Origin of the sequence: Streptomyces sp. NBC_01013 (assembly GCF_045162765.1) — a bacterium.
In the GTDB taxonomy this organism is placed as follows: Bacteria; Actinomycetota; Actinomycetes; order Streptomycetales; family Streptomycetaceae; genus Streptomyces.
Map to the genome: position 1 here is coordinate 1,054,158 of NZ_CP108687.1, position 26,133 is coordinate 1,080,290.

Below are 26,133 nucleotides of genomic sequence, written 5' to 3' on the forward strand. Positions count from 1 at the left end.
GCAAACGCGACGAGGGGGCGCTGACGGCGCACTCAGGGGGCTTATTCCCCGGTGGGAGCCACTACGGCGCACCACCGACCGGCCGGAAAAACCACCCGAACCGGTGAGGCCCGGCGGCGGGACCGCAGACTACTTCTCCACCTCGGCCGCGAGGTTCTGCAGGAGCTCGTCGTAGATGCGGCCAAGTCCCTTGGGCGCGAAGGTCTTCTCGAAGAATCCGCCGATGCCGCCGGCACCGTTCCACACGGTGGAGACGACAGCCTTGGACTTCCCGTCACCGGCCGGGGTGACGGTCCAGGTCGTGACCATCGAGGAGTTGCGGTCCTTCTCCACGAGCTGCCCGTCGGTCGGCTCGGTGACCTCCAGCAGGCAGTCGCGCACCCGCTTGCTGGTGGCCTGGAGCTTCCAGTGGACGAGGGTGCCCTCGCCGTCGCCGCCCTCCCGGACCTCGTACTCGCTGAAGTGGCCCGGCAGCACCTTGCCGCGGACGTCCTTGTAGTCGGCCAGCGCGTCGAACACCGTCTCCGCGTCCGCCGCGATGATCCGCTCTGTCGTGGCCTCGACCTGCGCCATGGCTGTTCCTCCAGCACTCGGTTGTTCGGGGGTGTGCTGAGCCAACCACCTCGGCAGCCCCGCTCAAAATCCGGCCCAGGACGAAGGGGAGAAAACGATCAAGGGAACAAGTGTTCTATTCTCGGGTCAGTGCTACCGAGGAGGCGTCCATGCGCTGGGACAATCTGGCTGATAACCACGCCAAAACCACCACAACGGGTAGCGGCGCGCTCTTCGCCGCGGACGCGGTGACGACCCGCACCTTCGACACCCCGGAGTTCAGGGGGATCACCTTCCACGAGATCCGGGCGCGCTCGATCGTGAACCGGGTACCCGGAGCCTCCCGGATGCCGTTCGAATGGACCGTCAATCCCTACCGGGGCTGCACCCACGCCTGCGTGTACTGCTTCGCGCGCAAGACCCACAGCTATCTGGACCTCGACACCGGGCTCGGCTTCGACTCGCAGATCGTGGTCAAGATCAATGCCCCCGAGCTGGTGCGCCGCGAGCTGGCCTCCCCGCGCTGGCACGGCGCGCACATCGCGATGGGCACCAACGTCGACTGCTACCAGCGGGCCGAGGGGCGCTACCGGCTGATGCCCGGCATCCTCACCGCCCTGCGCGACCACGCGAACCCCTTCTCCATCCTCACGAAGGGCACGCTGATCCTGCGGGACCTGGAGGTGCTGCGGCAGGCCGCCGAGGTCACCGAGGTCGGCGTGTCGGTCTCCGTGGGCTTCACCGACCCCGAACTGTGGCGGACCGTGGAGCCCGGCACCCCCTCCCCCGAGCGGCGCCTCGATGTCGTACGCACCCTCAGCGAGCACGGCATCGGCTGCGGGGTGCTGATGGCACCCGTCATCCCCTACCTCGGCGACCGGCCGGACCAGCTGAGGGCGACGGTCCGCGCGATCGCCGCCGCCGGCGCGACGTCCGTAACCCCACTCGTCCTCCATCTGCGTCCGGGTGCCCGGGAATGGTTCATGGAGTGGCTGGGCCGGCACCACCCGCAGCTGGTGGGGCGATACGAGAGGCTGTACGCGGAAGGCGCGTACGCACCCACGTGGTACCAGCGCCGCATCACCCGGCACGTGCACGAGCTGGCGACGGAGTACGGCATCGGCCCCTCGCACCGCGGGCCCGCGCGCACCTTCCCCGAGCGCGGCGAGCCGCAGACCCCGCCGCCCGGTTCCGGGCCCACCCAGCTGACCCTGCTCTGACCCGGCTCCCCTGACGGCAAACGGGTCATCTCTCACCGGAACAGGTCCTACCGGCCCCGAATACGGGGAGCATGCGGCGGGGGCTGCGCCGCGCGCAGCCGTGTTTCCCCACCACGGAGGCCATATGACGAACCGTTCAGGAATTCTGTTCGCCGTCGGGGCGACGGTCGCCGGTCTGGTGACCGCCACGCCGTCACCGGCGAGCGCCGACAGCGGCACGCAGCGCGCCGCGCCGCTCAAGTGGACCGACTGCTTCACCCAGTCGTCCCCGACGCTCCAGTGCGCGACGGTGCGCTCCCCGCTCGACCATGACGACCCGTCGGGCCGCAAGGTCACGCTCGCCCTGACCCGGGTCCCGCACACGGCGAAGACCTTCCAGGGCCCGCTGCTGGTCAACCCCGGCGGCCCCGGCGGCAGCGGTCTGTCCATGGCCGGCTTCGTCGCCGCGTCACTGCCCAAGGCGGTGGCCGCCCAGTACGACGTGATCGGCTTCGACCCGCGCGGTGTCGGCAGGAGCCGGCCGGCCCTGGACTGCGTACCGAAGTACTTCGATCCGGTTCGGCCCGACCCGGTGCCGCACTCCGTCCAGGACGAACAGGCCAATCGCAACCGCGCCCGCGACTTCGCCGCCGCCTGCGGGGAGAAGTACCCGGACCTGCTTCCGTACATGGACACGGTCAGCGCGGCCAAGGACCTCGATGTGATCCGCCGCGCGACCGGCTCACCCCAGCTCAACTACCTCGGCTACTCCTACGGCACCTACCTGGGAGCGGTGTACGCGAAGCTGTTCCCGGACCGCGTCCGGCGCCTGGTTCTCGACTCGAACGTGGACCCGGACGGGGTCTGGTACGACGACAACATCAGCCAGGACTACGCGTTCGACACCCGCCACAAGGCGTTCGCCGCCTGGGTGGCGAAGTACGACGCCACGTACAAGCTCGGCAGCGACCCGGCGAAGGTCGAGGCGGCCTGGTACCGGATGCGGGACGCGGTGAAGAAGCGCCCCGCGGGCAAGGTGGTCGGCGCCGGTGAGCTGGACGACACGTTCCTGCCGGGCGGCTACTACAACGGCTACTGGCCGACGCTGGCCGGGGCGTTCGCGGCCTACGTGAACGACAAGGACGAGAAGGCGCTGATCAAGGCGTACGAGCGTTTCGGTGCGGTCGACGCGGAGGGCGACAACGGCTACTCGGTCTACTCGGCCGTGCAGTGCCGGGACGCGCAGTGGCCGGGCGACTGGAACGTCTGGCGCAGCGACAGCCGCCGGGTCCACGACAAGGCCCCGTTCATGACCTGGGGCAACACCTGGTACAACGCCCCGTGCGCCGACTGGCCGGTGGAACCGCTGAATCCGGTACGGGTCTCCAACCACCAGCTGCCGCCGGTACTGCTCTTCCAGGCCACGGACGACGCGGCCACCCCGTACGAGGGCGGCGTCACCCTGCACCGCAAGCTCAAGGGTTCACGCCTGGTGGTCGAGAAGGGCGGTGCCAACCACGGCGTCACGCTGAGCGGCAACGCGTGCCTGGACCAGTACCTGGCGGACTATCTGGACAAGGGCACGGTGCCGCGCGGGAAGGGCGGCGATGTGGACGCGGTCTGCGCGAAGACGCCCGATCCGAAGCCGGCGGCCGCCAAGTCCGCCCGCCCGGCCTCCCGTACCGACACGTACAGCCGGGGCGCCACGCTGCACGGGCTCCTCGGCTACCGGCGCTGAGAGGCCCGGGCCGACACCACCGCGAGGTGCCGACGGACACATCCCGTCGCACTCGCGGTGGGACGGGGTGCGGGCGCCTCGTTCCCTTCAGCCCGCCGGCAGGCGGCTGAGGGCGTCCTCGGCCGCCCGACCGAGACGGGGGTGGGGCAGGGCCGCTTCCAGGACCGGGCGCGCCTGCGCGTCGCCGAGCCGTCCGAGGCCCTCCACGCAGGCGAGCGCCACCCGCCAGTGCGGTTCGTCGGGCCCCAGCAGCCGGGACAGGGTGCTCATCAGCGCCGGTACGGACTCCGGGGCTCTCAGCTCGGCGAGCAGGCGGACCGGGTGCAGGGCATAGGCGGTGCGCAGGGCGTTGGTGGCGAGCGCCGCGGCCGCGCGCGGGGTGCGGGGGTCGCCGAGGCGGGCGAGCGCGTGGGCGGCGCCGACGCAGCGTTCCGGGTCTCGGTGGTTGAGCAGCAGCACCAGCGTCTCGAAGGCGCGGCGGTCACCGCCGCAGCCGAGCCGGAACGCGGCGATCTCGCGCGCCCACAGCGGGCGTTCGCGCTCGATGAGCACCCGGGCCAGTTCCTCGTCGTCATCGGTGTCGAGCAGCCTGCGATACGCCGCCGACTCCCCCGCCTCGTCCGCCAGCCGGTGCGTCAGCGACCGGAACTCCTCATCCATGACGCTCAGCGTATCGATGGACACACAGCGTGGCGACGGAGGTCGCGGATGTGAGGGGGGCCACAACAACCGAGGACTGGCGCGCTCGTTACTCGCCGGTTAACCTCATGTGAGCGGGACACTCCCCCGCAGGCTCCGGTGGCCTGGTGACGCAGCCACCCGGAGTGTTTGTCGGTTCGGCAGTTTTGCGAGACGTGACTCCGGGACAGAGTCCGTCGCCCTTCCCGGTCCCGGCGTGTTCTCCGCGCCCGGGACCCGAGCACCACGACAGGCCATTCCCGCACGCCATGCGCCGGTCGGGCCCTTAGGCCCCTCTCATCGGCCGCGCGCTCCGTGCGTCCCTCAGTCGTCACTCATCCCTGGAGTCCCGTGATGGACACCCCGCTCAGCACCATTGCCGTCGTCGGCCTCGGCACCATGGGCACCGGCATCGCCGAGGTCCTGGCCCGTGCCGGCCGCGAGGTCATCGGTATCGACATCAGTGACGCGGCCGCCCGCCAGGCCGTCGCCTCGCTGGAGGCCTCAACCGCCCGCGCCGTGCAGCGCGGGCGGATCACCGAGGAGGAGCGGCGCGACGCCCTCGCCCGTTTCCGCACCTTCTCCGACCTCCAGGCCGCGGCCGAGGCGGAGCTGGTCATCGAGGTCGTGCCGGAGACGTACGAGATCAAGCAGCAGGTCTTCCGCGAGCTCGACGCGATCGTCTCCCCCACCGCGATCCTCGCGACGGGCACGAACGCCCTGTCCGTGACCCGTCTCGCCGCGGAGTCGCAGCACCCGGAGCGGGTCCTCGGCCTGCACTTCTTCAACCCGGCACCGGCGATGAAGCTGGTCGAGGTGGTCTCCTCCGTGCTGACCGCACCGCCGGCCGTCGAGGCCGTCACCGCACTCGCCCGGGAACTGGGCAAGGAGCCGGTCGCGGTCGGCGACCGCCCGGGGTTCGTCGCCGACGGCCTGCTGTTCGGCTACCTCAACCAGGCCGCCGCCATGTACGAGGCGAACTACGCGTCCCGCGAGGACATCGACGCGGCGATGAAGCTCGGCTGCGGGCTGCCGATGGGCCCGCTCGCGCTGCTGGACCTGATCGGCATCGACACCGCCCGCACCGTGCTGGAGGCGATGTACTCCGCCTCGCACGACCGGCTGCACGCCCCGGCGCCCGTCCTGGGCCAGCTCAGTGCGGCCGGGCTGACCGGGCGCAAGGCGGGCCGCGGCTTCTACACGTACGCGGAGCCGGGCAGCCAGACGGTGGTGCCCGACTCGCTGACTCCGGCGCAGGACGCCGGAGCGGGCACGGGCCGCACGGTGGGTTCGGTGGGGGTCGCGGGCTCCGGGACGATGGCTTCGGGCATCGCGGAGGTCTTCGCGAAGGCCGGTTACGACGTGGTGCTCGCCGCGCGCAGCCAGGAGAAGGCGGACATCGCCAAGGGCCGGATCGCGAAGTCGCTGGAGCGGTCGGTCGCCAAGGGGCGGCTGACGGCCGAGGCCCGGGACGAGACGCTCGCCCGGATCACCGCGGCGGGGTCGCTGGACGCCTTCGCCGGCGTCGACCTGGCCGTCGAGGCCGTCGCCGAGGACCTGCTGGTCAAGCAGCAGCTGTTCGCCACGCTGGACAAGGTGTGCAGGCCGGGCGCGGTGCTCGCGACCACCACCTCCTCGCTGCCCGTCGTGTCGATCGCCCGGGCCACCTCGCGGCCCGAGGACGTCATCGGAATGCACTTCTTCAACCCGGCACCGGCGATGAAGCTGGTCGAGGTCGTCCGTACGGTGCTCACGGCCGACGACGTGCACGCCACGGTCCGCGAAGTCTGCGGGAAGGTGCGCAAGCACCCGGTGGACTGCGGGGACAGGGCCGGGTTCATCGTGAACGCGCTGCTGTTCCCGTACCTCAACAACGCGATCAAGATGGTCGAGGAGCACTACGCGACCCTCGACGACATCGACGCCGCGATGAAGCTGGGCGGCGGCTACCCGATGGGGCCCTTCGAGCTCCTGGACGTCGTCGGGCTCGATGTCTCGCTGGCCATCGAGAAGGTCCTGCACGGCGAGTTCCGCGACCCGGGTCTCGCCCCTGCGCCGCTCCTGGAGCATCTGGTGGCCGCGGGCTGCCTCGGCCGCAAGACGGGGCGCGGCTTCCGCGAATATGCCCGCCGCTGAGCCGGGGCGGTGGGGCGGGCTGCTCGGCCCTTCGGGTGGCCCGCCCCCGCAGGCGCGATCTCCTGCACCGATGCAGTACGTTCACACCATGTCCCAGCCCGCCAGGTCCCCCCGTGTGTCCGCCGCGCCCGACGTCCCGGAAACCGCCGCCGGCACCCGCGCCGCCGCCCAACGGCTCAAAATGCGCCGTGAGCTGGCCGCGGCGGCGATGGAGCTCTTCGCCACGAAGGGCTACGAGGCGACGACCGTCGACGAGATCGCGGGGGCGGCCGGCGTCGCCCGGCGGACCTTCTTCCGGCACTTCCGGTCCAAGGAAGAGGCCATCTTCCCCGACCACGACGACACCCTCGTGCGGGCCGAGGCCGTCCTCAACGCCGCGCCCGCGCACGAGCACCCGCTCGACACGGTCTGCCGGGGCATCAAGGAAGTCATGCGGATGTACGCGGCGAAGCCCGCGGTCTCCGTGGCCCGGTACAAGCTGACCCGCGAAGTGCCCACCCTCCGGCAGGCCGAGATCGCCTCGGTGGCCCGTTACGAGCGGCTGTTCACGCGCTATCTTCTGGGCCACTTCGACGAGCGCGATCACCTGGTCGGCAACGACGATCCGCTCCTGGCTGAGGTCGCGGCGTCCGCCGTGGTCACCGCGCACAACCACGTGCTGCGGCGCTGGCTGCGCGCGGACGGTCAAGGGGACGTGGAGGCGCAGCTGGACCAGGCGTTCGCCATCGTCCGCGACACGTTCGGGTCGGGTATCGGCGCGGGCCGGACCGCCGGCAGCGAGCCGTCGAAGCCGCCGGCCGCCTCGGTGGGCACGGAGGGCGAGGTCCTGGTGGCCGTGGCCCGTACCGACGCGCCGCTGGACGAGGTCATGCGCACGATCCAGCAGGCGCTCAAGGAGCGCTGAGCGGGACCGCCCGTCCCCGGCCGCCCTGAACGGAGGCCTTCAGAGGCCTTCAGAGGCCTCGTCGGCCTGCCACGGCGGCGGCGCGGAGCCCTCGCTCCAGCCCGCGAGCGCCTCGCCGTCCAGGCACAGGATGCCGCACTGCTCGGCGTAGTCCAGGGCGGGGCCCGTGTATTCGCTGGTGGTGACGCAGACGGCGATCTCCGCCTCGTGCACGGCGTAGCAGGTACCGCCGAATCGCTGAAGGTCCTGGGAACCGACTTTGGTGGCGGGGCCGTAACACTTGCACTGGACGACCAGGCGCCGCCCGTCCGGGGCCGTGGCGATCACGTCCGCCCCCAGGTCCCCCGCTCCGCCCACGACCTGCACGTCGGAGCAGCCGTCCCGCTCGCAGAGCGCGGCGATCGCGTCCTCGAAAGCGTCTGCGTCCAGGGCGGCGTAGTCCGTGACCTCGCTCTCCGGCTCCACCTGTTCCGGCTCTGTCAGGACGACCGTGCGGGCGATGTCGTCGTGGGGGTGGCCGGACAGCTCCGGGGCCGGGTCGAGGAGCTCCCGGGGCGGGTCACGGAGCTCCTGAGGCGGGTCGAACTCCCGCGGCGCGTCGAAGAGCTCCTGAGGCGGGTCGAAGAGCTCGCGCGCGGCCTCGGAGAGCGGGCTGGGCCCCCCGCGCGGGCGGCGGCGCGGCCCACGAAGGTGCAGGAGCAGGACGCCCGCCGCGCCGAGCGCCGCGACCGGCACCACAGCGACCGGATGCCTGCACACGCCCTCCCACACGGTGCGCACCGCCCACCATCCACCGCAGATCAGCAGGGCGACGGCGCCGAACCCGAAAGCGGTCCTGCGCACGCTGAACGCCTTCCTACGGCCCTCGAAACCCCGTTCCCGCACCGGTACCGTCATCCCCGCCGCCCCGCTCGTCCGGATATGAGTCTTCCAAGATCATTCATCTCTGCCGTCTGCCCAGGTCCGGCGGATTCAACGGGTGCCAAATGCGGTTGCCGGCACCTCGGCGCAGTGCTGTGGTGTGCGGATGACACGCATTCAGGACCGCCACCCCCTGCTGGCCGCTTTCGACCGCGAGATGCGGGAGCACGCCCGCCCCGACGGCCCCGGCGTCCGCGTCGAGCGCACCGCCGACCTCGTACGGCTGGTGGGCGGGGAGGACGACTGGAACGGGGTCGTATGGTCGTCGCCCGATCTGGACGCGGCCAGGGCTGACGCCGCGATCGCCGCGCAGGTGGCCCACTGCACGGCACTCGGGTACGGGGAGTTCGAGTGGAAGCTGTACGGGCACGACCGGCCGGCCGACCTCGGGGCGCGGCTGCTGGCGGCCGGCTTCGTGCCCGAGGATCCGGAGACCCTCCTCGTCGCGCCGGTCGCGGACCTGCCCATGGCCGTACGGCTCCCGGAGGGCGTCCACCTGCGCACGGTGTGTGACGAGGCCGATGTGGAGCTGATGGCACGGGCCCATGAGCAGGCGTTCGGTTCGGACTGGTCCCGGCTTCGCCGCCAGGTGCTGGCGCGGCTGGAGGAGGACCCGGACCACTTCGTCTGCGTGCTGGCCGTGGCGGGCGACGAGCCGGTGAGCTCGGCCCGGATGGAGCTGTACCCGGGCACCGGCTTCGCCGGGCTGTGGGGCGGCGGCACGGTCGAGGCATGGCGCGGCAAGGGCATCTACCGGGCGCTGGTCGCCCACCGGGCGGGGATCGCCGCCGAGCGGGGTTACCGGTACCTCCAGGTCGACGCCACGGAGTACAGCCGCCCGATCCTCCAGCGCCTCGGATTCACGGCGGTGGGCACGACGACGCCCTACATCTACCGCCCCGCCTCCTGAGCACCCACGCCGGGGCACATCACACCAAAACCCCCGTCGTGTTGCTCATGCGTGGCACCCGGATGACAATTGAGGGAAATTGCTGGCACCCAGTGCCTTGCCAGCTGTCACGGAGTGCCATACGTTGAAGACGTCCGGGCGGCCGGCGTGCTGAGACCTCACGTACGCCGGCTGTCCCCGCAAGCCAGGTGCCTGCGCGCCCGGACGCCTGCGTCACAGGCAAACCCTTCTGCTCCACAGAGCAAGCAGTAAAAGCACCACCCGCCGAACCGACGGCACACCTCCACGCAATACCGCTCCCCCTGCTTCGCAGGACCCTCAAGCGTTCCCTCAAACGCCGCTCCGCCGGAGGCACACCGTGAAGGAAATCCTGGACGCGATCCAGTCCGAGGACAGCACCGCTGCGGACTTCGCCGCCCTGTCCGTCCCCGAGTCGTACCGCGCGGTGACCGTGCACAAGGACGAGGCCGAGATGTTCGCCGGCGTCGCCAGCCGCGACAAGGACCCCCGCAAGTCCCTGCACGTCGAGGACGTGCCGGTGCCCGAGCTCGGCCCGGGCGAGGCCCTGGTGGCGGTCATGGCCAGCTCGGTCAACTACAACTCCGTGTGGACGTCGATCTTCGAGCCCGTCTCGACCTTCGGCTTCCTGGAGCGCTACGGAAAGCTCAGCGACCTCAGCAAGCGCCACGACCTCCCGTACCACGTCATCGGCTCCGACCTGGCGGGCGTCGTCCTGCGCACCGGCCCGGGTGTCAACGCCTGGCAGCCCGGCGACGAGGTCGTCGCACACTGCCTCTCGGTCGAACTGGAGTCCTCGGACGGCCACAACGACACGATGCTCGACCCTGAGCAGCGCATCTGGGGCTTCGAGACCAACTTCGGCGGGCTGGCAGAGATCGCGCTCGTCAAGTCCAACCAGCTGATGCCGAAGCCGGACCACCTCAGCTGGGAGGAGGCGGCCGCTCCCGGGCTGGTCAACTCCACCGCGTACCGCCAGCTCGTCTCCCGCAACGGCGCCGGCATGAAGCAGGGCGACAACGTCCTCATCTGGGGCGCCAGCGGCGGACTCGGCTCCTACGCCACGCAGTTCGCCCTGGCCGGAGGCGCCAACCCGATCTGTGTCGTCTCCAGTGACCAGAAGGCGGAGATCTGCCGCAAGATGGGCGCCGAGGCGATCATCGACCGCAACGCCGAGGGCTACAAGTTCTGGAAGGACGAGCACAACCAGGACCCGCGCGAGTGGAAGCGCTTCGGCAAGCGCATCCGTGAACTGACCGGCGGCGAGGACGTGGACATCGTCTTCGAGCACCCGGGCCGCGAGACCTTCGGCGCGAGTGTGTACGTGACCCGCAAGGGCGGCACGATCGTCACCTGTGCCTCCACATCGGGCTACAACCACGAGTACGACAACCGCTACCTGTGGATGTCGCTCAAGAAGATCGTGGGCTCGCACTTCGCCAACTACCGCGAGGCGTGGGAGGCCAACCGCCTGGTCGCGAAGGGGAAGATCCACCCGACGCTGTCGAAGGTGTACTCCCTGGAGGACACCGGCCAGGCCGCATACGACGTGCACCGCAACCTCCACCAGGGCAAGGTCGGCGTCCTGGCGCTGGCCCCGGGCGAAGGACTCGGCGTGCGCAACGGGGAACTGCGCGAGCAGCACATCGACGCCATCAACCGCTTCCGGAACGTCTGACATGAGCGGCCGTCAGAAGGACCGCCCGTGGCTCATGCGGACGTACGCCGGTCATTCGACCGCCGAGGCGTCCAACGAGCTCTACCGGCGCAACCTCGCCAAGGGCCAGACGGGTCTGTCGGTCGCCTTCGACCTGCCGACCCAGACCGGCTACGACCCCGACCACGTCCTCGCGCGCGGCGAGGTCGGCCGGGTCGGCGTGCCCGTCTCGCACCTCGGTGACATGCGCCGGCTGTTCCAGGAGATCCCCCTGGAACAGATGAACACCTCCATGACGATCAACGCCACGGCGATGTGGCTGCTGGCGCTCTATCAGGTGGTCGCGGAGGAGCAGGGCGCCGACCCGGGCAAGCTCCAGGGCACCACGCAGAACGACATCGTCAAGGAGTACCTCTCGCGCGGGACGCACGTCTTCCCGCCGGGACCCTCGCTGCGGCTGACCACCGACATGATCACGTACACGGTCAACCACATCCCCAAGTGGAACCCGATCAACATCTGCAGCTACCACCTGCAGGAGGCCGGGGCCACCCCGGTCCAGGAGATCGCGTACGCCATGTCCACGGCGATCGCCGTGCTCGACGCGGTCCGTGACTCCGGGCAGGTGCCCGAGGAGAAGTTCGGCGACGTGGTCGCCCGGATCTCCTTCTTCGTGAACGCGGGCGTCCGCTTCATCGAGGAGATGTGCAAGATGCGCGCCTTCGGCCGCATCTGGGACCGGGTCACCCGTGAGCGTTACGGCATCCAAGACGCCAAGCAGCGCCGCTTCCGTTACGGCGTCCAGGTCAACTCGCTCGGACTGACCGAGGCGCAGCCGGAGAACAACGTCCAGCGCATCGTGCTGGAGATGCTGGCCGTCACCCTCTCCAAGGACGCCCGCGCCCGCGCCGTGCAGCTGCCCGCATGGAACGAGGCGCTGGGGCTCCCCCGGCCCTGGGACCAGCAGTGGTCGCTGCGCATCCAGCAGGTCCTCGCCCACGAGAGCGATCTGCTGGAGTACGAGGACATCTTCGCCGGTTCGCACGTCATCGAGGCCAAGGTGGACGAGCTGGTCACCGACTCGCTGGCCGAGATGGACCGGATCGAGCAGATGGGCGGTGCCATGGCGGCCGTCGAGTCCGGCTATCTCAAGTCCGAGCTGGTCTCCTCGCACGCCGCGCGGCGCGCTCGGATCGAGGGCGGCGAGGAGAAGATCGTCGGCGTCAACATCTACGGAACGACCGAGCCCAACCCGCTCACCGCCGACCTCGACGGGGCGATCATGACGGTCGACCCGGCGAACGAGGCCAAGGTCGTGGCCGCACTCCACGAGTGGCGCGACAACCGCGACGAGCCGCGCGCCACCGAGGCGCTGGCCGCGCTGAAGAAGGCTGCCGCGGGCACCGAGAACATGATGGAGGCGACCGTCGAGTGCGCCCGCGCGGGCGTCACCACCGGCGAGTGGTCCTGGGCACTGCGCGACGTCTTCGGCGAGTTCCGCGCGCCGACCGGTGTGTCGTCCGCCCCCGTCGCGGTGACCGCGGAGGCGGGCACCCCACTGGCTCTCGTACGCGAGAAGGTCGCCCGGACCGCCGAGGACCTGGGCGCGGGCCGGCTGCGGCTGCTCGTCGGGAAGCCGGGCCTCGACGGACACTCCAACGGCGCCGAGCAGATCGCCGTACGGGCCCGTGACGCCGGTTTCGAGGTCGTCTACCAGGGCATCCGCCTCACGCCCGAGCAGATCGTCTCGGCGGCCGTCGCCGAGGACGTGCACTGCGTCGGTCTGTCGATCCTGTCCGGCTCGCACGCCGAGCTGGTGCCGGACGTCCTGAACCGGCTGCGCCGCACCGGCGCCGGCGACATCCCGGTGATCGCGGGCGGGATCATTCCCCCGGCCGACGCCGAGGCCCTGATCGAGGCCGGTGTCGCCGCCGTATTCACCCCGAAGGACTTCGGCATCACGGAGATCATCGGCCGTATCGTCGACGAGATCCGGAAAGCGAACAAGCTCGACCCTCTGGAGGTCCCCGCATGACCACGCCCAGCCCGTCGCCCGCCACCACCCCGATTTCGGGCGGCTCCGCCGTGCACCCCTCGTCTGCCGTGAACCGGCTGCGCCCCCGCCGCTCCTGCCTGGCCGTCCCGGGCTCCAACCCCCGGTTCCTGGAGAAGGCCCAGGGCCTCCCCGCGGACCAGGTGTTCCTGGACCTGGAGGACGCCTGCGCCCCGCTCGCCAAGGAGGGCGCCCGGCACCACATCGTCGACGCGCTCAACAACGGCGACTGGGCGGGCAAGACCCGGGTCGTGCGGGTCAACGACTGGACGACGCACTGGACGTACCGCGACGTCATCACGGTCGTGGAGGGTGCGGGCCCGAACCTCGACTGCATCATGCTGCCGAAGGTCCAGGACGCACAGCAGGTCGTCGCGCTGGACCTGCTGCTCACCCAGATCGAGAAGACGATGGGCTTCGAGGTCGGGAAGATCGGCATCGAGGCGCAGATCGAGAACGCCAAGGGCCTCGTCAACATCGACGACATCGCCGCCGCCTCGCCCCGGCTGGAGACCCTGATCTTCGGCCCGGCCGACTTCATGGCGTCGATCAACATGAAGACCCTGGTCGTGGGTCAGCAGCCGCCCGGGTACGGCGCGGACGCGTACCACTACATCCTGATGCGCATCCTGATGGCGGCTCGCACGCACGACCTCCAGGCGATCGACGGACCGTTCCTCCAGATCCGCGACGTGGACGCCTACCGCGAGGTCGCCGGCCGTGCGGCCGCGCTCGGCTTCGACGGCAAGTGGGTGCTGCACCCCGGTCAGGTCGACGCGGCCAACGAGGTGTTCTCCCCCTCGCAGGAGGACTACGACCACGCCGAGCTCATCCTCGACGCCTACGACTGGTGCACCTCCGAGGAGGGCGGCAAGAAGGGCTCCGCGATGCTCGGCGACGAGATGATCGACGAAGCCAGCCGCAAGATGGCGCTGGTCATCGCGGGCAAGGGCCGCGCGGCCGGCATGCAGCGCACCTCCAAGTTCGAAGCGCCGGAGGCCTGATCATGCAGTTCGGACGCACGTACGAGGAATTCGAGGTCGGTGCGGTCTACAAGCACTGGCCCGGAAAGACCGTCACCGAATACGACGACCACCTCTTCTGTCTGCTGACCATGAATCACCACCCGCTGCACATGGACAGCAACTACGCCGAGAAGACAACCGACTTCGGCAAGAACGTTGTGGTCGGCAACTACATCTACTCGCTGTTGCTGGGCATGTCGGTCCCCGACGTCTCCGGAAAGGCGATCGCCAACCTGGAGGTCGAGTCGCTGAAGCACGTGGCGCCGACGTTCCACGGCGACACGATCTACGGCGAGACCACCGTTCTGGACAAGACGCCGTCGCGGTCCAAGAGCGACCGCGGAATCGTTTATGTGGAGACCAAGGGCTACAAGCAGGACGGCACGCTCGTCTGCGTGTTCCGCCGCAAGGTCATGGTCCCCACCGAGACGTACATCAAGGAGCGGGGTGGCGAACAGCCCGGCCGCCCGGAGCTGAAGCAGCCTTCGCAGAAGAACGTGGAGAAGTAACCATGACGCGACTCGCCCAGACGGCCGGTCTCAACGACGTCCAGCAGGAAATCCTCTCCACGGTCCGGGATTTCGTCGACAAGGAGATCATTCCGGTCGCGACCCAGCTGGAGCACCGCGACGAGTACCCGACCGAGATCGTCGAGGGCCTCAAGGAACTCGGCCTGTTCGGGCTGATGATTCCCGAGGAGTACGGGGGGCTGGGTGAGTCGCTTCTCACATACGCGCTGTGCGTGGAGGAAATCGCCCGCGGCTGGATGAGCGTGTCGGGGATCATCAACACGCACTTCATCGTGGCGTACATGCTCAAGCAGCACGGCACGCAGGAGCAGAAGGACACCTTCCTGCCCCGGATGGCCCTGGGCGAGGTGCGCGGCGCGTTCTCGATGTCCGAGCCGGCGCTGGGTTCCGACGTCTCGGCGATCAGCTCCAAGGGCGTCAAGGACGGCGAGGAGTACGTCCTCAACGGTCAGAAGATGTGGCTGACGAACGGCGGCACGTCCTCGCTCGTGGCGGTCCTGTGCCGGAGTGACGAAGGCCACGCCGAGGGCACGCCCCCGCACAAGTCGATGACGACCTTCCTGGTGGAGAAGGAGCCCGGATTCGGCGAGGTCCGGCCCGGTCTCACCATCCCGGGAAAGATCGACAAGATGGGCTACAAGGGCGTCGACACCACCGAACTCATCATGGACGGACTACGCATTCCGGCCAATCGCGTGCTGGGCGGCACCACCGGGCGAGGGTTTTACCAAATGATGGACGGCGTGGAGGTCGGACGCGTAAATGTGGCTGCGCGTGGCTGTGGCGTCGCTCAGCGTGCATTCGAACTGGGCGTTTCCTACGCGCAGCAGCGCCACACCTTCGGAAAGCCGATCGCCCAGCACCAGGCGATCCAGTTCAAGCTGGCCGAAATGGCCACCAAGGTCGAGGCCGCGCATGCAATGATGGTAAATGCAGCGCGCAAAAAGGACTCCGGGGAGCGGAACGACCTGGAGGCAGGGATGGCGAAGTACCTCGCCTCCGAGTACTGCAAGGAAGTCGTCGAGGACGCCTTCCGCATCCACGGCGGCTACGGCTTCTCCAAGGAGTACGAGATCGAGCGCCTCTACCGTGAGGCCCCGATGCTGCTGATCGGTGAAGGTACCGCCGAGATCCAGAAAATGATCATCGGGCGCCGACTCCTTGAGGAGTACCGTATCCAGGGTTGATTGTCCCTTTCGTGGCGATTTAGCCGCGAAGAAGATCACACCCTGTCATCCTCATCCGGTGCCTTCCAGACGTCCGACTCGGCTGCTGGCTTGCCCAGTTGCGGTCCGCAACCGATAACATCGCCGGAAAAGCCGCCGTCCCCCGTTGCCAGCGCGGCATCATCCGCTACGAAGGTCATCCATGCCCGACAGCCATACCTCTGCACCACGCGGCGGGGTCCGCCTTGCACGCGGAGCTTCGCCGTGGCTCCTGCCGACCCTCGCCACCGCCGCCCTCAGCCTGACCCGGGCCCGCAAGTCCGGGCGCTGGGCAGCAGTGGCCGTGCCCACCACCGCGCTCGCGGCGGGCATGCTGTGGTTCTTCCGCGACCCCGAGCGCGAGATCACCCAGGGTCGCGTCATCTCTCCCGCCGACGGCGTGGTGCAGAGCATCATGCCGTGGAAGGACGGACGCACCCGCGTCGCGATCTTCATGAGCCCGCTGAACGTGCACGTCAACCGCGCGCCGCTGGCCGGCACGGTGACATCGGTCGAGCACATCCCCGGCGGATTCGTCCCGGCGTTCAACAAGGAGAGCGAGAACAACGAGCGCGTTGTCTGGCACTTCGACACCGAGCTCGGCGACATCGAGATGGTGCAGATCGCGGGTGCGGTCGCCCGCCGCATCGTCCCCTACCTCCCGCAGGGCACGAAGGTCGAGCAGGGCGAGCGCATCGGCCTGATCCGCTTCGGCTCCCGGGTCGACATCTACCTTCCGGAAGGTATCGATGTCGCGGTCGAGGTCGGCCAGGCCACCACCGCGGGGGTGACTCGAATTGACCGTGATTGATCCGGACACACAGGCCGGCTGGGTGCCTGAGGCCGACGCGGAGGACGACGCCGAGGACATGCCGCTCTCGATGCGACTGTCGATAGCGGACACCCTCACTCTCGGTAACGCCACCTGCGGATTCATGGCGGTGTACTTCACCACCACGGGAATCCTCATCCCGCACCTCACGGGCAGCGACGAGAGCGGCATGGCGCGGCACTCCGCGGCCACTGCCGTGATCCTGATGCTCATGGCGGCGATCTTCGACCTGTTCGACGGGCTCGTGGCCCGCAAGCTGCGTTCCTCACCGATGGGCGCCGAGCTGGACAACCTCTCGGACCTGGTGAGCTTCGGACTCGCGCCGGCGTACTTCGTCCTCGTGTACGGCATGGTCGCGGACGACGCACACCAGCGGGTCTCGGCGCTCGCGGCGATCGTGGTGCTGCTGGCGGTGGTGCTCAGGCTTGCGAGATTCTCCTGTGTGACCTTGAAGGACGGCATGTTCCAGGGCATGCCGAGCCCGTTCGGAGCGCTCACGGTCATCTCGATCGTGCTCCTGGAGCTGCCCTTCGTGCCGACGCTGCTCGCGATCGTCGGCGTGGCGTGGCTGATGGTGAGCCGGGTCGAGTACCCCAAGCCGCGGGGCGTCCTCGCGGTGGCGATGCTCGGCTGGATCGTGGCCGCGATGGGGCTGCTGGCCGCGTGGGCGTTCGACGCGCCCGGTGGTCAGCTGCTGCTCCAGACCGGCTGCGCGCTCCAGGTGGTCCTGGGAGCGGTCATCCCGCTCTTCGCGACTGCCCGCCGGGTGAACACCTTCCGTGACAACCGGCGCGAGGCACGAGCAGCTCAGCTGCCGTAGTCCGCACATCATGCACGAGGGCCCGGATGCTCCCCAGCATCCGGGCCCTCGTGCATGCCCGGCCCGGCACGCGGGATGCCCCGCGTGCCGGGCCGGAGCCGTACGGGCCCGTGGGTCCGATGCCCGCGGCACTGCTGTCTGCGCCGAGCGGCTCCGGCGGTCCGGGGGAGAGAGCCGGTCCGGATCCCGGACATCCCGCTCCAGCGTCGCAGGGCCCCACTCGCCCATGAACCAGGGCTGGGCGAGGACGAGCGGCCCCCTCCTGATCGGCGGAGCAGTTCCACCTGGCGCGGGCGCTACTGCCTTGCTTCCGTGGGGCTCGTTCCTGATGTCCGCCGCCACCGGGGTGTCGTCGGACCTGTAGCGGTCGGTCGCCCGTTCCCCCGCCGCGTAGGACTGTCCAGTGGTGATCGCTCCCTTCCACCGGACGCGGTGGACGTGCACCTCATTGTCCGCCGCGCCGTGTACGCCGAGCATGAGCTGATGCCATGTTTCTCCGCCAGATCGGAAATGGCGTCGCATACCTGGAGGGTGCTCCTGCCCTTCGGTTCCGTATTCGCCCATGAATGGACCGCACTCGGAAAGCGCGCCTTTTCGTACGTCCCTGTCAAGTGAAGCGGGGTGGAAAACGGCACCCCGGCGGTACCGGTACCGCGTTCCGCCATCGGTCGCGCGAGGGGGTCCGGATTGGCCGGCCAAAGGTGATGGACGCACCCCCGTGGTGGCATTGCATCCGAACCGGTCGACATTGGTCAGCAGTATCTCGCGGCCGCTCCCGTCGACGATCCGATTGCTGTCGACGTAAGGCCGGTCCGCGCCGGTCGCAGCGTCCGTACGGGATTCTGTCTGGCATTCCGCTTACGGGCTGTCCCACGCCTGAGGAGACCTCGATGGCAGGACGCACGCGGCTGCGCGGCAGCCGTGCCCGGTAAGGCGAACAGAGGGCGGCAGCCGGCCCCGCGCCCCACAACGTTCCCCTTTCGCGCGCCGCTGACGGATCTCATTCGTTTCCCCTTCGGGTGAAAGGCCGGGAAAAGGTGGGAGCGCTCCCGATCCCGAAGCCGTCCCGCGCGCGGAATGCCCATGGGGTGCGGCGATATCCGGGGCGGCCGACGGCGAGAGATCCCGACGTCCGTGCCAGGGCGCCCCTTCGCCGGGCCCGCCCTCGGCCCGCCCGCGGCGGCGGCCGCGAACCATCGCATCCACCTGCCCGGCCAACCCCCTCAGAACACCCGATTCTCACAGTGCTCCGTCGGCATTTTGAGCAGGGAGAACAGATTTTTGCGCAGCAGCGTGGACTTCCTTGCGGGCTTGCTCCTAGCCTGTGGGGCGTCCGAAGAGCCCCCACGAGCCGCAAGGACGACTGTCACGTGACCCCACCACCCCGACGCCAGTTGCTCAGACGATCCCTGTCCGCCTCTCTCTCGCTGGCCCTCGCCACGTTCGGCGCCGTCGCCGCCGTGGTCGTGTCCAGCGCTCCTCCCGCCCGGGCGGCGGGGGTTCCCGCCCCCTCCCCCGTGGCGGTCCCCGGCCGCGGTGCGACTGTTCCGTTCAAGGAGCAGGAAGCCGAGTACGCAGCCACCAACGGCACGCTGATCGGCCCGAACCGCCTGTACGGCACACTGCCCTCCGAGGCTTCGGGCCGGCAGGCCGTGACGCTGGACGCGGTCGGTGAGTACGTGGAGTTCACGCTCACCGCGCCCGCGAACGCCATGTCCTTCCGGTACTCCCTGCCGGACAGCGCCGCCGGATCGGGCCGGGACGCCTCGATCGACGTGAGGGTGAACGGCGCCTCCCCCACGGCGGTGCCGGTCACGTCGAAGTACGGCTGGTACTACGGCGGCTACCCGTTCAACAACAACCCGGGCGACACCAACCCGCACCACTTCTACGACGAGGCACGGACCATGTTCGGGTCGACCCTCGCGGCCGGCACGAAGGTCCGGTTGCAGGTCTCGTCCACCGCCGCCTCACCGTCGTTCACCATCGACCTGGCGGACTTCGAGCAGGTGGCCGCGCCGACCGCCAAGCCCTCGGGCGCCCTCGACGTCGTCGCCGACTTCGGCGCCGACCCGACCGGGGCCGCCGACTCGACCGCCAAGATCCAGGCGGCCGTGAACGCGGGCAAGGCGCAGGGCAAGGAGGTGTACATCCCGCGGGGCACCTTCCAGGTCCGCGACCACATCGTCGTGGACAAGGTCACGCTGCGCGGCGCCGGTCCCTGGTACTCCGTCCTGACCGGGCGGGACCCCTCGAACCGGAGCAAGGGCGTCGGCGTCTACGGCAAGTACGCCGGGGAGGGAGGCAGCAGCGGCGTCACGCTCAAGGACTTCGCCATCATCGGCGACATCCAGGAGCGGGTCGACAACGACCAGGTCAACGCCATCGGGGGCGCCCTGTCGAACTCGACCGTCGACAACGTCTGGATGCAGCACACCAAGTGCGGCGCCTGGATGGACGGCCCGATGGACAACTTCACCATCAAGAACAGCCGCATCCTGGACCAGACCGCGGACGGCGTGAACTTCCACTACGGCGTCACCAACTCCACCGTCACCAACACCTTCGTCCGCAACACCGGTGACGACGGTCTGGCCATGTGGGCGGAGAACGTCCCGAACGTGAAGAACAAGTTCACCTTCAACACCGTGATCCTGCCGATCCTGGCCAACAACATCGTCACGTACGGCGGCAAGGACATCACCATCTCCGACAACGTCATGTCGGACACCATCACCAACGGCGGCGGGCTGCACATCGCCAACCGCTACCCGGGCGTCAACTCCGGACAGGGGACGGCCGTTTCCGGTACGACGACAGCCGCCCGCAACACGCTGATCCGCACCGGCAACAACGACTACAACTGGCAGTTCGGCGTCGGCGCCATCTGGTTCAGCGGGCTCAACGAGCCGGTCAACGCCACGATCAACATCTCCGACACCGAGATCCTGGACAGTTCGTACGCGGCGATCCACCTCATCGAGGGTGCGACGAACGGGCTGCACTTCGACCACATCAGGATCGACGGCGCCGGCACCTACGCCCTCCAGATCCAGGCACCGGGCACGGCCACCTTCACCGATGTCGTGGCCACGCACATCGCCCAGTCCAACCCGATCCACAACTGCGTGGGCAGTGGCTTCCAGATCACCCGCGGCTCGGGGAACTCCGGCTGGTACGCCGATCCGCCGGCCTGCACCGGCACCTGGCCGGCCCCTGTGTGGACCAACGGTGGGGTGCCCGGCGGCGGCAACGGTCCGACGGACCCCACCGACCCGCCGACCGATCCGCCCACGGACCCGCCCGTCGAGACGGGGAACCTCGCCCAGGGCCGTAACGTCACCGAGTCCGGCCACGCGGACGTGTACGGCGCGTCCAACGCCGTGGACGGCAACGCGAACACCTACTGGGAGAGCACCAACCACGCTTTCCCGCAGACCATCACCGTGGACCTGGGCGCAGCCAAGGCGGTCAAGCGGCTGGTCCTGAAACTTCCCCCGGCGGCTGCCTGGTCCACCCGCACGCAGACACTGAGCGTGTCGGGCAGCACCGACAACAGCACCTTCAACTCGCTCAAGGCCTCGTCGGGTTACACCTTCGATCCGTCGAGCGGCAATCAGGCGGCTGTCACCCTTCCCGGCACACCGTCGCGCTATCTGCGGCTGACCTTCACCGGCAACACGGGATGGCCGGCCGCACAGCTCTCCGAACTGGAGGCCTACACCAGCTGATCCGGAACACACCCTCGGGGCGGCACGCACCACGCGTGCCGCCCCGAGGGCCTTTCGCCGCTGACGTCTACTTCAGCGTGTAGGACTTCGCCAGCGCCGCCGCTTGCGCGGGCCGGACGACCTTGAGGCCGCCGGGGGTCCCGGCATCCGGCTTCATGATCACGCTCTCCCGGGTGGACGGCGCCGCCGGGTCGGAGAAGTCGTGGGGCATCCCGAAGTCGTTGCCGAAGTCCGTGATGGTGAGCAGGGCCTTGTCGATGCCCTCACGGGTGAGGTCCTTGGAGGCACAGGCCTTCTTCAGCGCCTCGCCGAACAGGCTGGCCGCGTTGTAGCCCGCGACGACGCCGTTGTCGAGGCCGTCCTTCGGGTACTCGGCGCCGTACTCCTTGGCCAGCTTCGCCGGGCCGGTGCCCGGGTCGCCGATCGGCAGGGTGGACGCGGCGACGTAGTAGTCCTGCGTCAGGGCCGGTCCTGCCTGCGTCTTCAGCAACTGGGGTGCGAACGCGGAGTTGTTGCCGACGACCGGGACCTTGAAGCCCGTGGCGGCGGCGACGCCGACCAGCGAGGCCGCCTGACGCGGGCCGGCGCTGACGACGACGGCCTTGACCCCGGCCTGCTTGAGCGCGGAGACCTGGGCGGTCATGTCGTTGTCGGTGGGCTTGATCTTCTGCTCGACTACGGTGAGACCTGCCTCCTTCGCCGCGTACTTCGAGCCGGCCAGGGCGTTCTCGCCGTAGTCGCCCTCGAAGTAGACGTGACCGATCTTGTCGCCCTTGGCGATGCGCTTCTCGGTGAGCAGGTAGTCGATCAGGTTGATCGTCTCGACGTCGTACGTGGCGCCGATGACCCGGACGTACTTGCTGCCGAGCAGGTTGGCCGACCAGGCCTGCGGGAGGACGAGCCCCTTGTCCTGGCCGTCGATGCGCTGCTCTACGGCGGCCACGAACGGCGAGCCGATGAACTGGGTGAAGCCCAGTACCTTCGGCTCCAGTTCGGTGTATCCGGCGATGGCCTTCTGCGGGTCGTATCCGTGGTCGCGCACGGTCAGTTCCACCTTGCGCTCGCAGATTCCGCCCGCGGCGTTGGTCTGCTTCGCCCAGAGCTGCTGCGCCTGGGTGACGCTCTTGCCGAGCGAGGCGTAGACCCCGGTCATGTCGGTGAGCGCGCCCAGCGAGATCGTCGAGTCGGTGACGCCCTCGCCGGTCTTCACTCCACTCTTGTCCTGGGCCCCCTCGTCGGAGGACTTGGCCTTCTCGCTGCAGCCCACGAGGGTGAGGGTGAGGGCCGCGCACACGGCCCCGAGCACACGCAGTTTCATTTCTTCTCTCCCGAGTTCTTCATCAGACGTGTCAGGCCGCCGGGCAGGAACAGAACAGCCGCGACCACCGCGGCGCCGTACAGGTAGCGCGATGCCTCTCCCGGAGCCAGACCGCCCGTACCGGGGGCGGAGACCAGGGGCAGGGAATCGCTGTAATGGGTGAGCAGTTGCGGCAACAGCGAGACGAACGCGGCCCCGACGACCGCTCCCGCCACGGTGCCGAGCCCGCCGATGACGATCATGGCGAGGTATTCGAGGGACAGGACCATGCCGAAGTACTCGGGCACGGTCCGCTGGAAGACCAGCGCGAGCAGGACGCCCGCCAGTCCGGCGTACATCGAGGACAGGACGAAGACACCGGCCCGGTAGCGGGCCACCGGCACGCCCATCACACCTGCCGCGATGCGGTGGTCGCGGATGGCGTTGAGCGCCCTGCCCGGCCGGCCGCGCAGCACTCCGCGGGCGAAGAGGCCGCTCAGGAGCAGGGCGAGCAGCGCCGCGTACCAGAGCTTTTCGGAGGACTGGAACGGCACCCCGGCCACGATGACCTCGGTGTCGTCGAACCCGAAGCCGAAGAGCGAAAGGGGCGGGACGGCACGGCCGTTGAAGCCGCCGGTGAGGGAGCCCGCGTTGAACAGGACGTGCTGGCCGATGAAGATCAGTGCCAGGGTCGCGATGCCCAGGTAGGCACCGCGCAGCCGGCTCGCGATGGGGCTGAACAGTCCTCCGGCAGCTCCCGCGAGGAGCACCGCGAGCACGGCGGCGAGCCAGCTGGGCAGCCCGAGTCCGGAGAGCTCGTGCCCGTTCTCCGTACTGCTCTCCCCCGCCAGGACGCAGTAGCCGTACGCGCCCACGGCGAGGAAGAAGGCGTGCCCCATGGAGAGCTGGCCGGTGGCGCCGGTGAGGAGGTTGAGCCCGATGGCGCCGATGGCGGCGGCCATCGCGAAGAGTCCGGCCTGCAGCCAGAAGCGGTCCAGGTAGAACGGGAACGCGAGCAGCAGGACCGAGCCGATCGCCCAGAGGTAGGTACGCGGGTGCCGCAGCCGGGCGGCGAGGAGACTACCCGGCGTGGTGAGCCGTGCTCCTGCGGCGCTCTCGTGGGTCGTGGTCTCAGACACGGGCGAGCTCCTTCGTCCCGAAGAGTCCCGCGGGTCGCAGGAGCAGCACGAGCACCATCACCAGGTAGGGGGCCAGGTCGCCGATGCCGCGGCCCAGGAAGGAGAGATCGCTCTGGTAGCCGGTGGCCAGCGATTCGGTGACGCCGACGATCAGTCCACCGGCGAGGGCCCCGGTCGTCGAGTCGAGTCCGCCGAGGATCGCGGCGGGGAAGGCCTTGAGCGCGGCCAGTGAGGTGGCCCGTTCCAGTCCTGGGGTGGGAAAGACGGTGAGGAAGAGGGCGGCCACGGCGGCAAGTGCTCCGGCCACCGCCCAGGCGGCGAGCGAGACCCGGCCGAGCTTGATGCCCATGAGGGCCGCGGTCTGCGGGTTCTCGGCGGCCGCTCGCATCGACACGCCCCAGGAGGTGAAGCGGAAGGCGAGCAGGAACACCGTGATGAGCAGGCCGGCCGCGAGGAACGCGGCAATCCTGGTCTCGGCGAGGGTGACGCCGCCGATGGTGACGACGCCGTCGCCCCACGGGTCGCCGAGCGCAAGCACGTCCGTGCCCATGCGCCGGGTGAGTTCGGTCGTGAGGAGGATGTCGACGCCGATGGTGACGATGGCCAGGACGCTGTGGTCGCTGCCCCGGTAGCGGCGCATCACGAGGAACTCGACGGCCGCTCCGACGACGGCCGCGCCGGCGATGCCGACGGCGAGCGCGGGCCAGAAGCCGATGTCGTCGTGGAGCACGGCGGTCACGTAGCCGCCCGCGAGCAGCAGGGAGGCGTGCGCGAAGTTGACGACCTCGGTCGCCTTGAAGATGACGACGAAGCCGAGCGCGATCAGTGCGTAGACCGATCCGATGGAGAGGCCGCCGAGGAGGAGTTCGATGAAGGTGGTCATTCCTGTGCCCCCAAGTAGGCCTGGACGACGGCCGGATCGTTCTGGACCTCGGCGGGGGTGCCGTCCGCGATCCTGCGTCCGAAGTCGAGTACGGTCACGGCGTCCGCGAGCCGCATCACCACGCCCATGTCGTGCTCGACGAGCACGATCGAGATGCCGAGGCCGTCGCGCACCCCGGCGACGACCGCGGCGGTGCGCCGTCGTTCGTCGGCGGTCATCCCGGCGACGGGCTCGTCCAGGAGGAGCACCTGCGGCTCCATGCACAGCGCGCGCCCGAGCTCGACGAGCTTCTGCTGCCCGTACGGGAGCGCCCCGGCGGGCCGGTCCAACTCCTTCTCCAGTCCGATGAACTCGGCGATCTCGCGGACCCGGTCCAGGTGGCGGCGGGCCTCGCGGGCGGCGGACGGCAGGCGCAGTCCGCTGGCGAGGAACCCGGCGCGGGTGAGCCGGTGCCGGCCGAGCAGCAGGCTGTCGGTGACCGTGGCGTGCGGGGGCAGCGCGAGGTTCTGGAAGGTGCGGGCGATTCCGAGTCGGGCGATCTTGTGCGGGGCGAGCCCGGTGAGATCCGTCGTACCGAGGTGGACGGTGCCGGACGTCGCCCGGTACACCCCGGACAGCACGTTGAAGGTGGTCGACTTCCCTGCCCCGTTGGGGCCGATGACGGCATGTACGCTGCCGGGCTCCACGGTGAAGGAGACTTTGTCGAGGGCGGTGAGCCCGGCGAAGCGCACGGTGACGTCCCGGACGGCGAGTGCGGCGGGGACGGTCACGACCGGGGTGGTCTCCTGAGCGGTCGTCATGCGGACCACCTGCTCAGGGTGCGTGCGGCCCCGGTGGCCCGGTCGGCGTCCTCGGCGGCCGTCTCGTCGACGACGCCCAGGTAGCGGCGGCGCACCTCGTCGGAGGCGGCCAGTTCGTCGGCCGGCCCCTCCAGGGTGACCTCGCCGACCTCCAGGACGTACGCCGTGGAGGCGAGCCGCAGGGCGATCGCGGCGTTCTGCTCCACGAGCAGCACGGAGGTGCCCGACGCGTTGATCTCCTGCACCGTCTCGGCGATGCGCTGCGCCATCAACGGGGCCAGTCCGAGCGAGGGTTCGTCGAGCAGCAGCAGCCGTGGGCGGGCCATCAGGGCCCGTCCCATCGCCAGCATCTGCTGCTCGCCGCCCGACAGCAGGCCGGCGCGCTGGTGCGCGCGCTGGGCCAGTACCGGGAACAGTTCGTGTACGCGGGTCAGGGCGGCCGCCGAGGCCTTGCGGCCGCCGCGGGCCCCGAGGGCGCCCGCCCGCAGGTTGTCGGCCACCGTCATGCGGGCGAACACCTGTCGTCCTTCGGGCACCTGGACCACTCCGGCGGCCACCACCTGGGCGGGGCGCAGCCCGTCCAGGGGGCGTCCGTCGAAGCGGACGGTGCCGGTGCCCGTCCCGCGGTGGAAGCCGAGGGTCCGCGAGACGGCCCGCAGCAGCGTGGTCTTCCCGGCCCCGTTGCCGCCGAGTACGGCGGTGATCGCGCCGGCCGGCACATCGAGGGAGACGTCGCGCAGGGACCGTACCGGGCCGTAGCCCACGGACAGTGCGCGGATCTCGAGCGTTGCCATGCGTCCTCCTCCTTCCGCCTTGTCTTGGAATCGACGCGTCGATTCGTGGTGCGCAGGGGTCCCGGTCCGGTCGTCGCCGGCGGTTCTGCCGGTGCCTGCCTGTGCCTGCCCTGTGTCTCTGTGGGGCCACAGACCAGCAGCGGGCGAGCCGCGCGTCCACGGTCACCGGCCGAAACGCTGCGGGTGCCCCGTGCGGAAGGCCGCCGGTTGTGCACGCGCACAGAGGCGGGCCGTGCACGGTCGCCCCCGGAGCCGAGCGGTGCCATCCTCACGACGGCGGTCCGGTGGAGCCGGACGGCCCCCAGGGGTGT

Annotated in this window: 21 protein-coding genes; 13 read left to right on the forward strand and 8 right to left on the reverse strand. The window is 69.7% G+C overall.

Going from position 1 to position 26,133, the window contains the following annotated elements:
* Positions 1–129 precede the first annotated feature (129 nt).
* Positions 130–573 (reverse strand): SRPBCC family protein, encoded by a 444-nt coding sequence (locus OG538_RS04470; RefSeq protein WP_406090351.1) that lies wholly within the window; start codon positions 571–573, stop codon positions 130–132.
* Positions 574–722: 149 nt separating this feature from the next.
* On the opposite strand from OG538_RS04470, the gene OG538_RS04475 reads away from it, so the two are divergent.
* Both OG538_RS04475 and OG538_RS04480 read left to right on the forward strand, forming a co-directional pair.
* Entirely contained in the window at positions 723–1,772 is a 1,050-nt protein-coding gene (locus tag OG538_RS04475; protein ID WP_406090353.1) for an Rv2578c family radical SAM protein, read from the forward strand.
* Between the two features lie 124 nt (positions 1,773–1,896).
* Positions 1,897–3,489 (forward strand): alpha/beta hydrolase, encoded by a 1,593-nt coding sequence (locus OG538_RS04480; protein WP_406090355.1) that lies wholly within the window; start codon positions 1,897–1,899, stop codon positions 3,487–3,489.
* Positions 3,490–3,576: 87 nt separating this feature from the next.
* Here OG538_RS04480 and OG538_RS04485 read toward each other — a convergent pair whose 3' ends face one another.
* Positions 3,577–4,149 carry an adenylosuccinate lyase gene (locus tag OG538_RS04485; RefSeq protein ID WP_406090357.1) on the reverse strand — a complete coding sequence of 191 codons (573 nt, stop codon included), beginning with the start codon at positions 4,147–4,149 and terminating at the stop codon, positions 3,577–3,579.
* A 372-nt stretch (positions 4,150–4,521) separates the two neighbouring features.
* Between OG538_RS04485 and OG538_RS04490 the strand changes: the two genes are divergently transcribed.
* Together OG538_RS04490 and OG538_RS04495 are read left to right on the forward strand one after the other, a co-directional pair.
* The gene (locus tag OG538_RS04490) at positions 4,522–6,303 is read left to right on the forward strand and encodes a 3-hydroxyacyl-CoA dehydrogenase family protein (protein ID WP_406090359.1); all 1,782 of its coding nucleotides are present in this window, start codon (positions 4,522–4,524) and stop codon (positions 6,301–6,303) included.
* Positions 6,304–6,391: 88 nt separating this feature from the next.
* Positions 6,392–7,207 carry a TetR family transcriptional regulator gene (locus tag OG538_RS04495; RefSeq protein WP_406090361.1) on the forward strand — a complete coding sequence of 272 codons (816 nt, stop codon included), beginning with the start codon at positions 6,392–6,394 and terminating at the stop codon, positions 7,205–7,207.
* Positions 7,208–7,246: 39 nt separating this feature from the next.
* Here the strand turns inward: OG538_RS04495 and OG538_RS04500 are convergent, their stop codons facing one another.
* On the reverse strand, positions 7,247–8,104 hold the full coding sequence (locus OG538_RS04500; protein WP_406090363.1) for a restriction endonuclease: 858 nt from the start codon (positions 8,102–8,104) through the stop codon (positions 7,247–7,249).
* A 130-nt stretch (positions 8,105–8,234) separates the two neighbouring features.
* Here OG538_RS04500 and OG538_RS04505 point away from each other — a divergent pair, with 130 nt between their 5' ends.
* The 9 genes from OG538_RS04505 to OG538_RS04545 all read left to right on the forward strand — a co-directional run bounded on the left by OG538_RS04505 (position 8,235) and on the right by OG538_RS04545 (position 20,909).
* On the forward strand, positions 8,235–9,038 hold the full coding sequence (locus OG538_RS04505) for a GNAT family N-acetyltransferase (protein WP_406090365.1): 804 nt from the start codon (positions 8,235–8,237) through the stop codon (positions 9,036–9,038).
* Positions 9,039–9,396: 358 nt separating this feature from the next.
* Complete coding sequence (gene ccrA / locus OG538_RS04510) at positions 9,397–10,734, forward strand: crotonyl-CoA carboxylase/reductase (protein ID WP_406090367.1); 1,338 nt, start codon at positions 9,397–9,399, stop codon at positions 10,732–10,734.
* Between the two features lies 1 nt (position 10,735).
* The gene (locus OG538_RS04515; protein ID WP_406090369.1) at positions 10,736–12,748 is read left to right on the forward strand and encodes a protein meaA; all 2,013 of its coding nucleotides are present in this window, start codon (positions 10,736–10,738) and stop codon (positions 12,746–12,748) included.
* Positions 12,745–13,770 carry an HpcH/HpaI aldolase/citrate lyase family protein gene (locus OG538_RS04520; RefSeq protein WP_406090371.1) on the forward strand — a complete coding sequence of 342 codons (1,026 nt, stop codon included), beginning with the start codon at positions 12,745–12,747 and terminating at the stop codon, positions 13,768–13,770. The genes OG538_RS04515 and OG538_RS04520 overlap by 4 nt, the downstream gene beginning before the upstream one ends.
* Before the next feature lie 2 nt (positions 13,771–13,772).
* A complete protein-coding gene (locus OG538_RS04525; RefSeq protein ID WP_326740005.1) occupies positions 13,773–14,300 on the forward strand; it encodes a MaoC family dehydratase in 528 nt (175 codons plus the stop codon).
* Between the two features lie 2 nt (positions 14,301–14,302).
* Positions 14,303–15,508, forward strand: a complete 1,206-nt coding sequence (locus OG538_RS04530; RefSeq protein WP_406090374.1) for an acyl-CoA dehydrogenase family protein — start codon at positions 14,303–14,305, stop codon at positions 15,506–15,508.
* Between the two features lie 181 nt (positions 15,509–15,689).
* Positions 15,690–16,337 carry a phosphatidylserine decarboxylase gene (locus OG538_RS04535; RefSeq protein WP_406090376.1) on the forward strand — a complete coding sequence of 216 codons (648 nt, stop codon included), beginning with the start codon at positions 15,690–15,692 and terminating at the stop codon, positions 16,335–16,337.
* A complete protein-coding gene (gene pssA / locus OG538_RS04540) occupies positions 16,324–17,178 on the forward strand; it encodes a CDP-diacylglycerol--serine O-phosphatidyltransferase (RefSeq protein WP_406090377.1) in 855 nt (284 codons plus the stop codon). The genes OG538_RS04535 and pssA overlap by 14 nt, the downstream gene beginning before the upstream one ends.
* Before the next feature lie 1,370 nt (positions 17,179–18,548).
* Positions 18,549–20,909: a discoidin domain-containing protein gene (locus tag OG538_RS04545; protein ID WP_406090379.1), complete on the forward strand. Its 2,361-nt coding sequence runs from the start codon at positions 18,549–18,551 to the stop codon at positions 20,907–20,909.
* Positions 20,910–20,976: 67 nt separating this feature from the next.
* Here OG538_RS04545 and OG538_RS04550 read toward each other — a convergent pair whose 3' ends face one another.
* From OG538_RS04550 to OG538_RS04570, 5 genes are read right to left on the reverse strand one after another with little or no spacing between them, the layout of a single operon-like run.
* Positions 20,977–22,227, reverse strand: coding sequence for an ABC transporter substrate-binding protein (locus tag OG538_RS04550; protein WP_406090381.1), 1,251 nt, complete (start codon positions 22,225–22,227; stop codon positions 20,977–20,979).
* Entirely contained in the window at positions 22,224–23,345 is a 1,122-nt protein-coding gene (locus OG538_RS04555) for a branched-chain amino acid ABC transporter permease (RefSeq protein WP_406090383.1), read from the reverse strand. Before OG538_RS04555 ends, OG538_RS04550 begins: the two co-directional genes overlap by 4 nt.
* Positions 23,338–24,228: a branched-chain amino acid ABC transporter permease gene (locus tag OG538_RS04560; protein ID WP_326739998.1), complete on the reverse strand. Its 891-nt coding sequence runs from the start codon at positions 24,226–24,228 to the stop codon at positions 23,338–23,340. The genes OG538_RS04555 and OG538_RS04560 overlap by 8 nt, the downstream gene beginning before the upstream one ends.
* The gene (locus OG538_RS04565; RefSeq protein ID WP_406090385.1) at positions 24,225–25,028 is read right to left on the reverse strand and encodes an ABC transporter ATP-binding protein; all 804 of its coding nucleotides are present in this window, start codon (positions 25,026–25,028) and stop codon (positions 24,225–24,227) included. The genes OG538_RS04560 and OG538_RS04565 overlap by 4 nt, the downstream gene beginning before the upstream one ends.
* On the reverse strand, positions 25,025–25,822 hold the full coding sequence (locus OG538_RS04570) for an ABC transporter ATP-binding protein (RefSeq protein WP_406090387.1): 798 nt from the start codon (positions 25,820–25,822) through the stop codon (positions 25,025–25,027). Before OG538_RS04570 ends, OG538_RS04565 begins: the two co-directional genes overlap by 4 nt.
* Between the last annotated feature and the right edge of the window lie 311 nt (positions 25,823–26,133).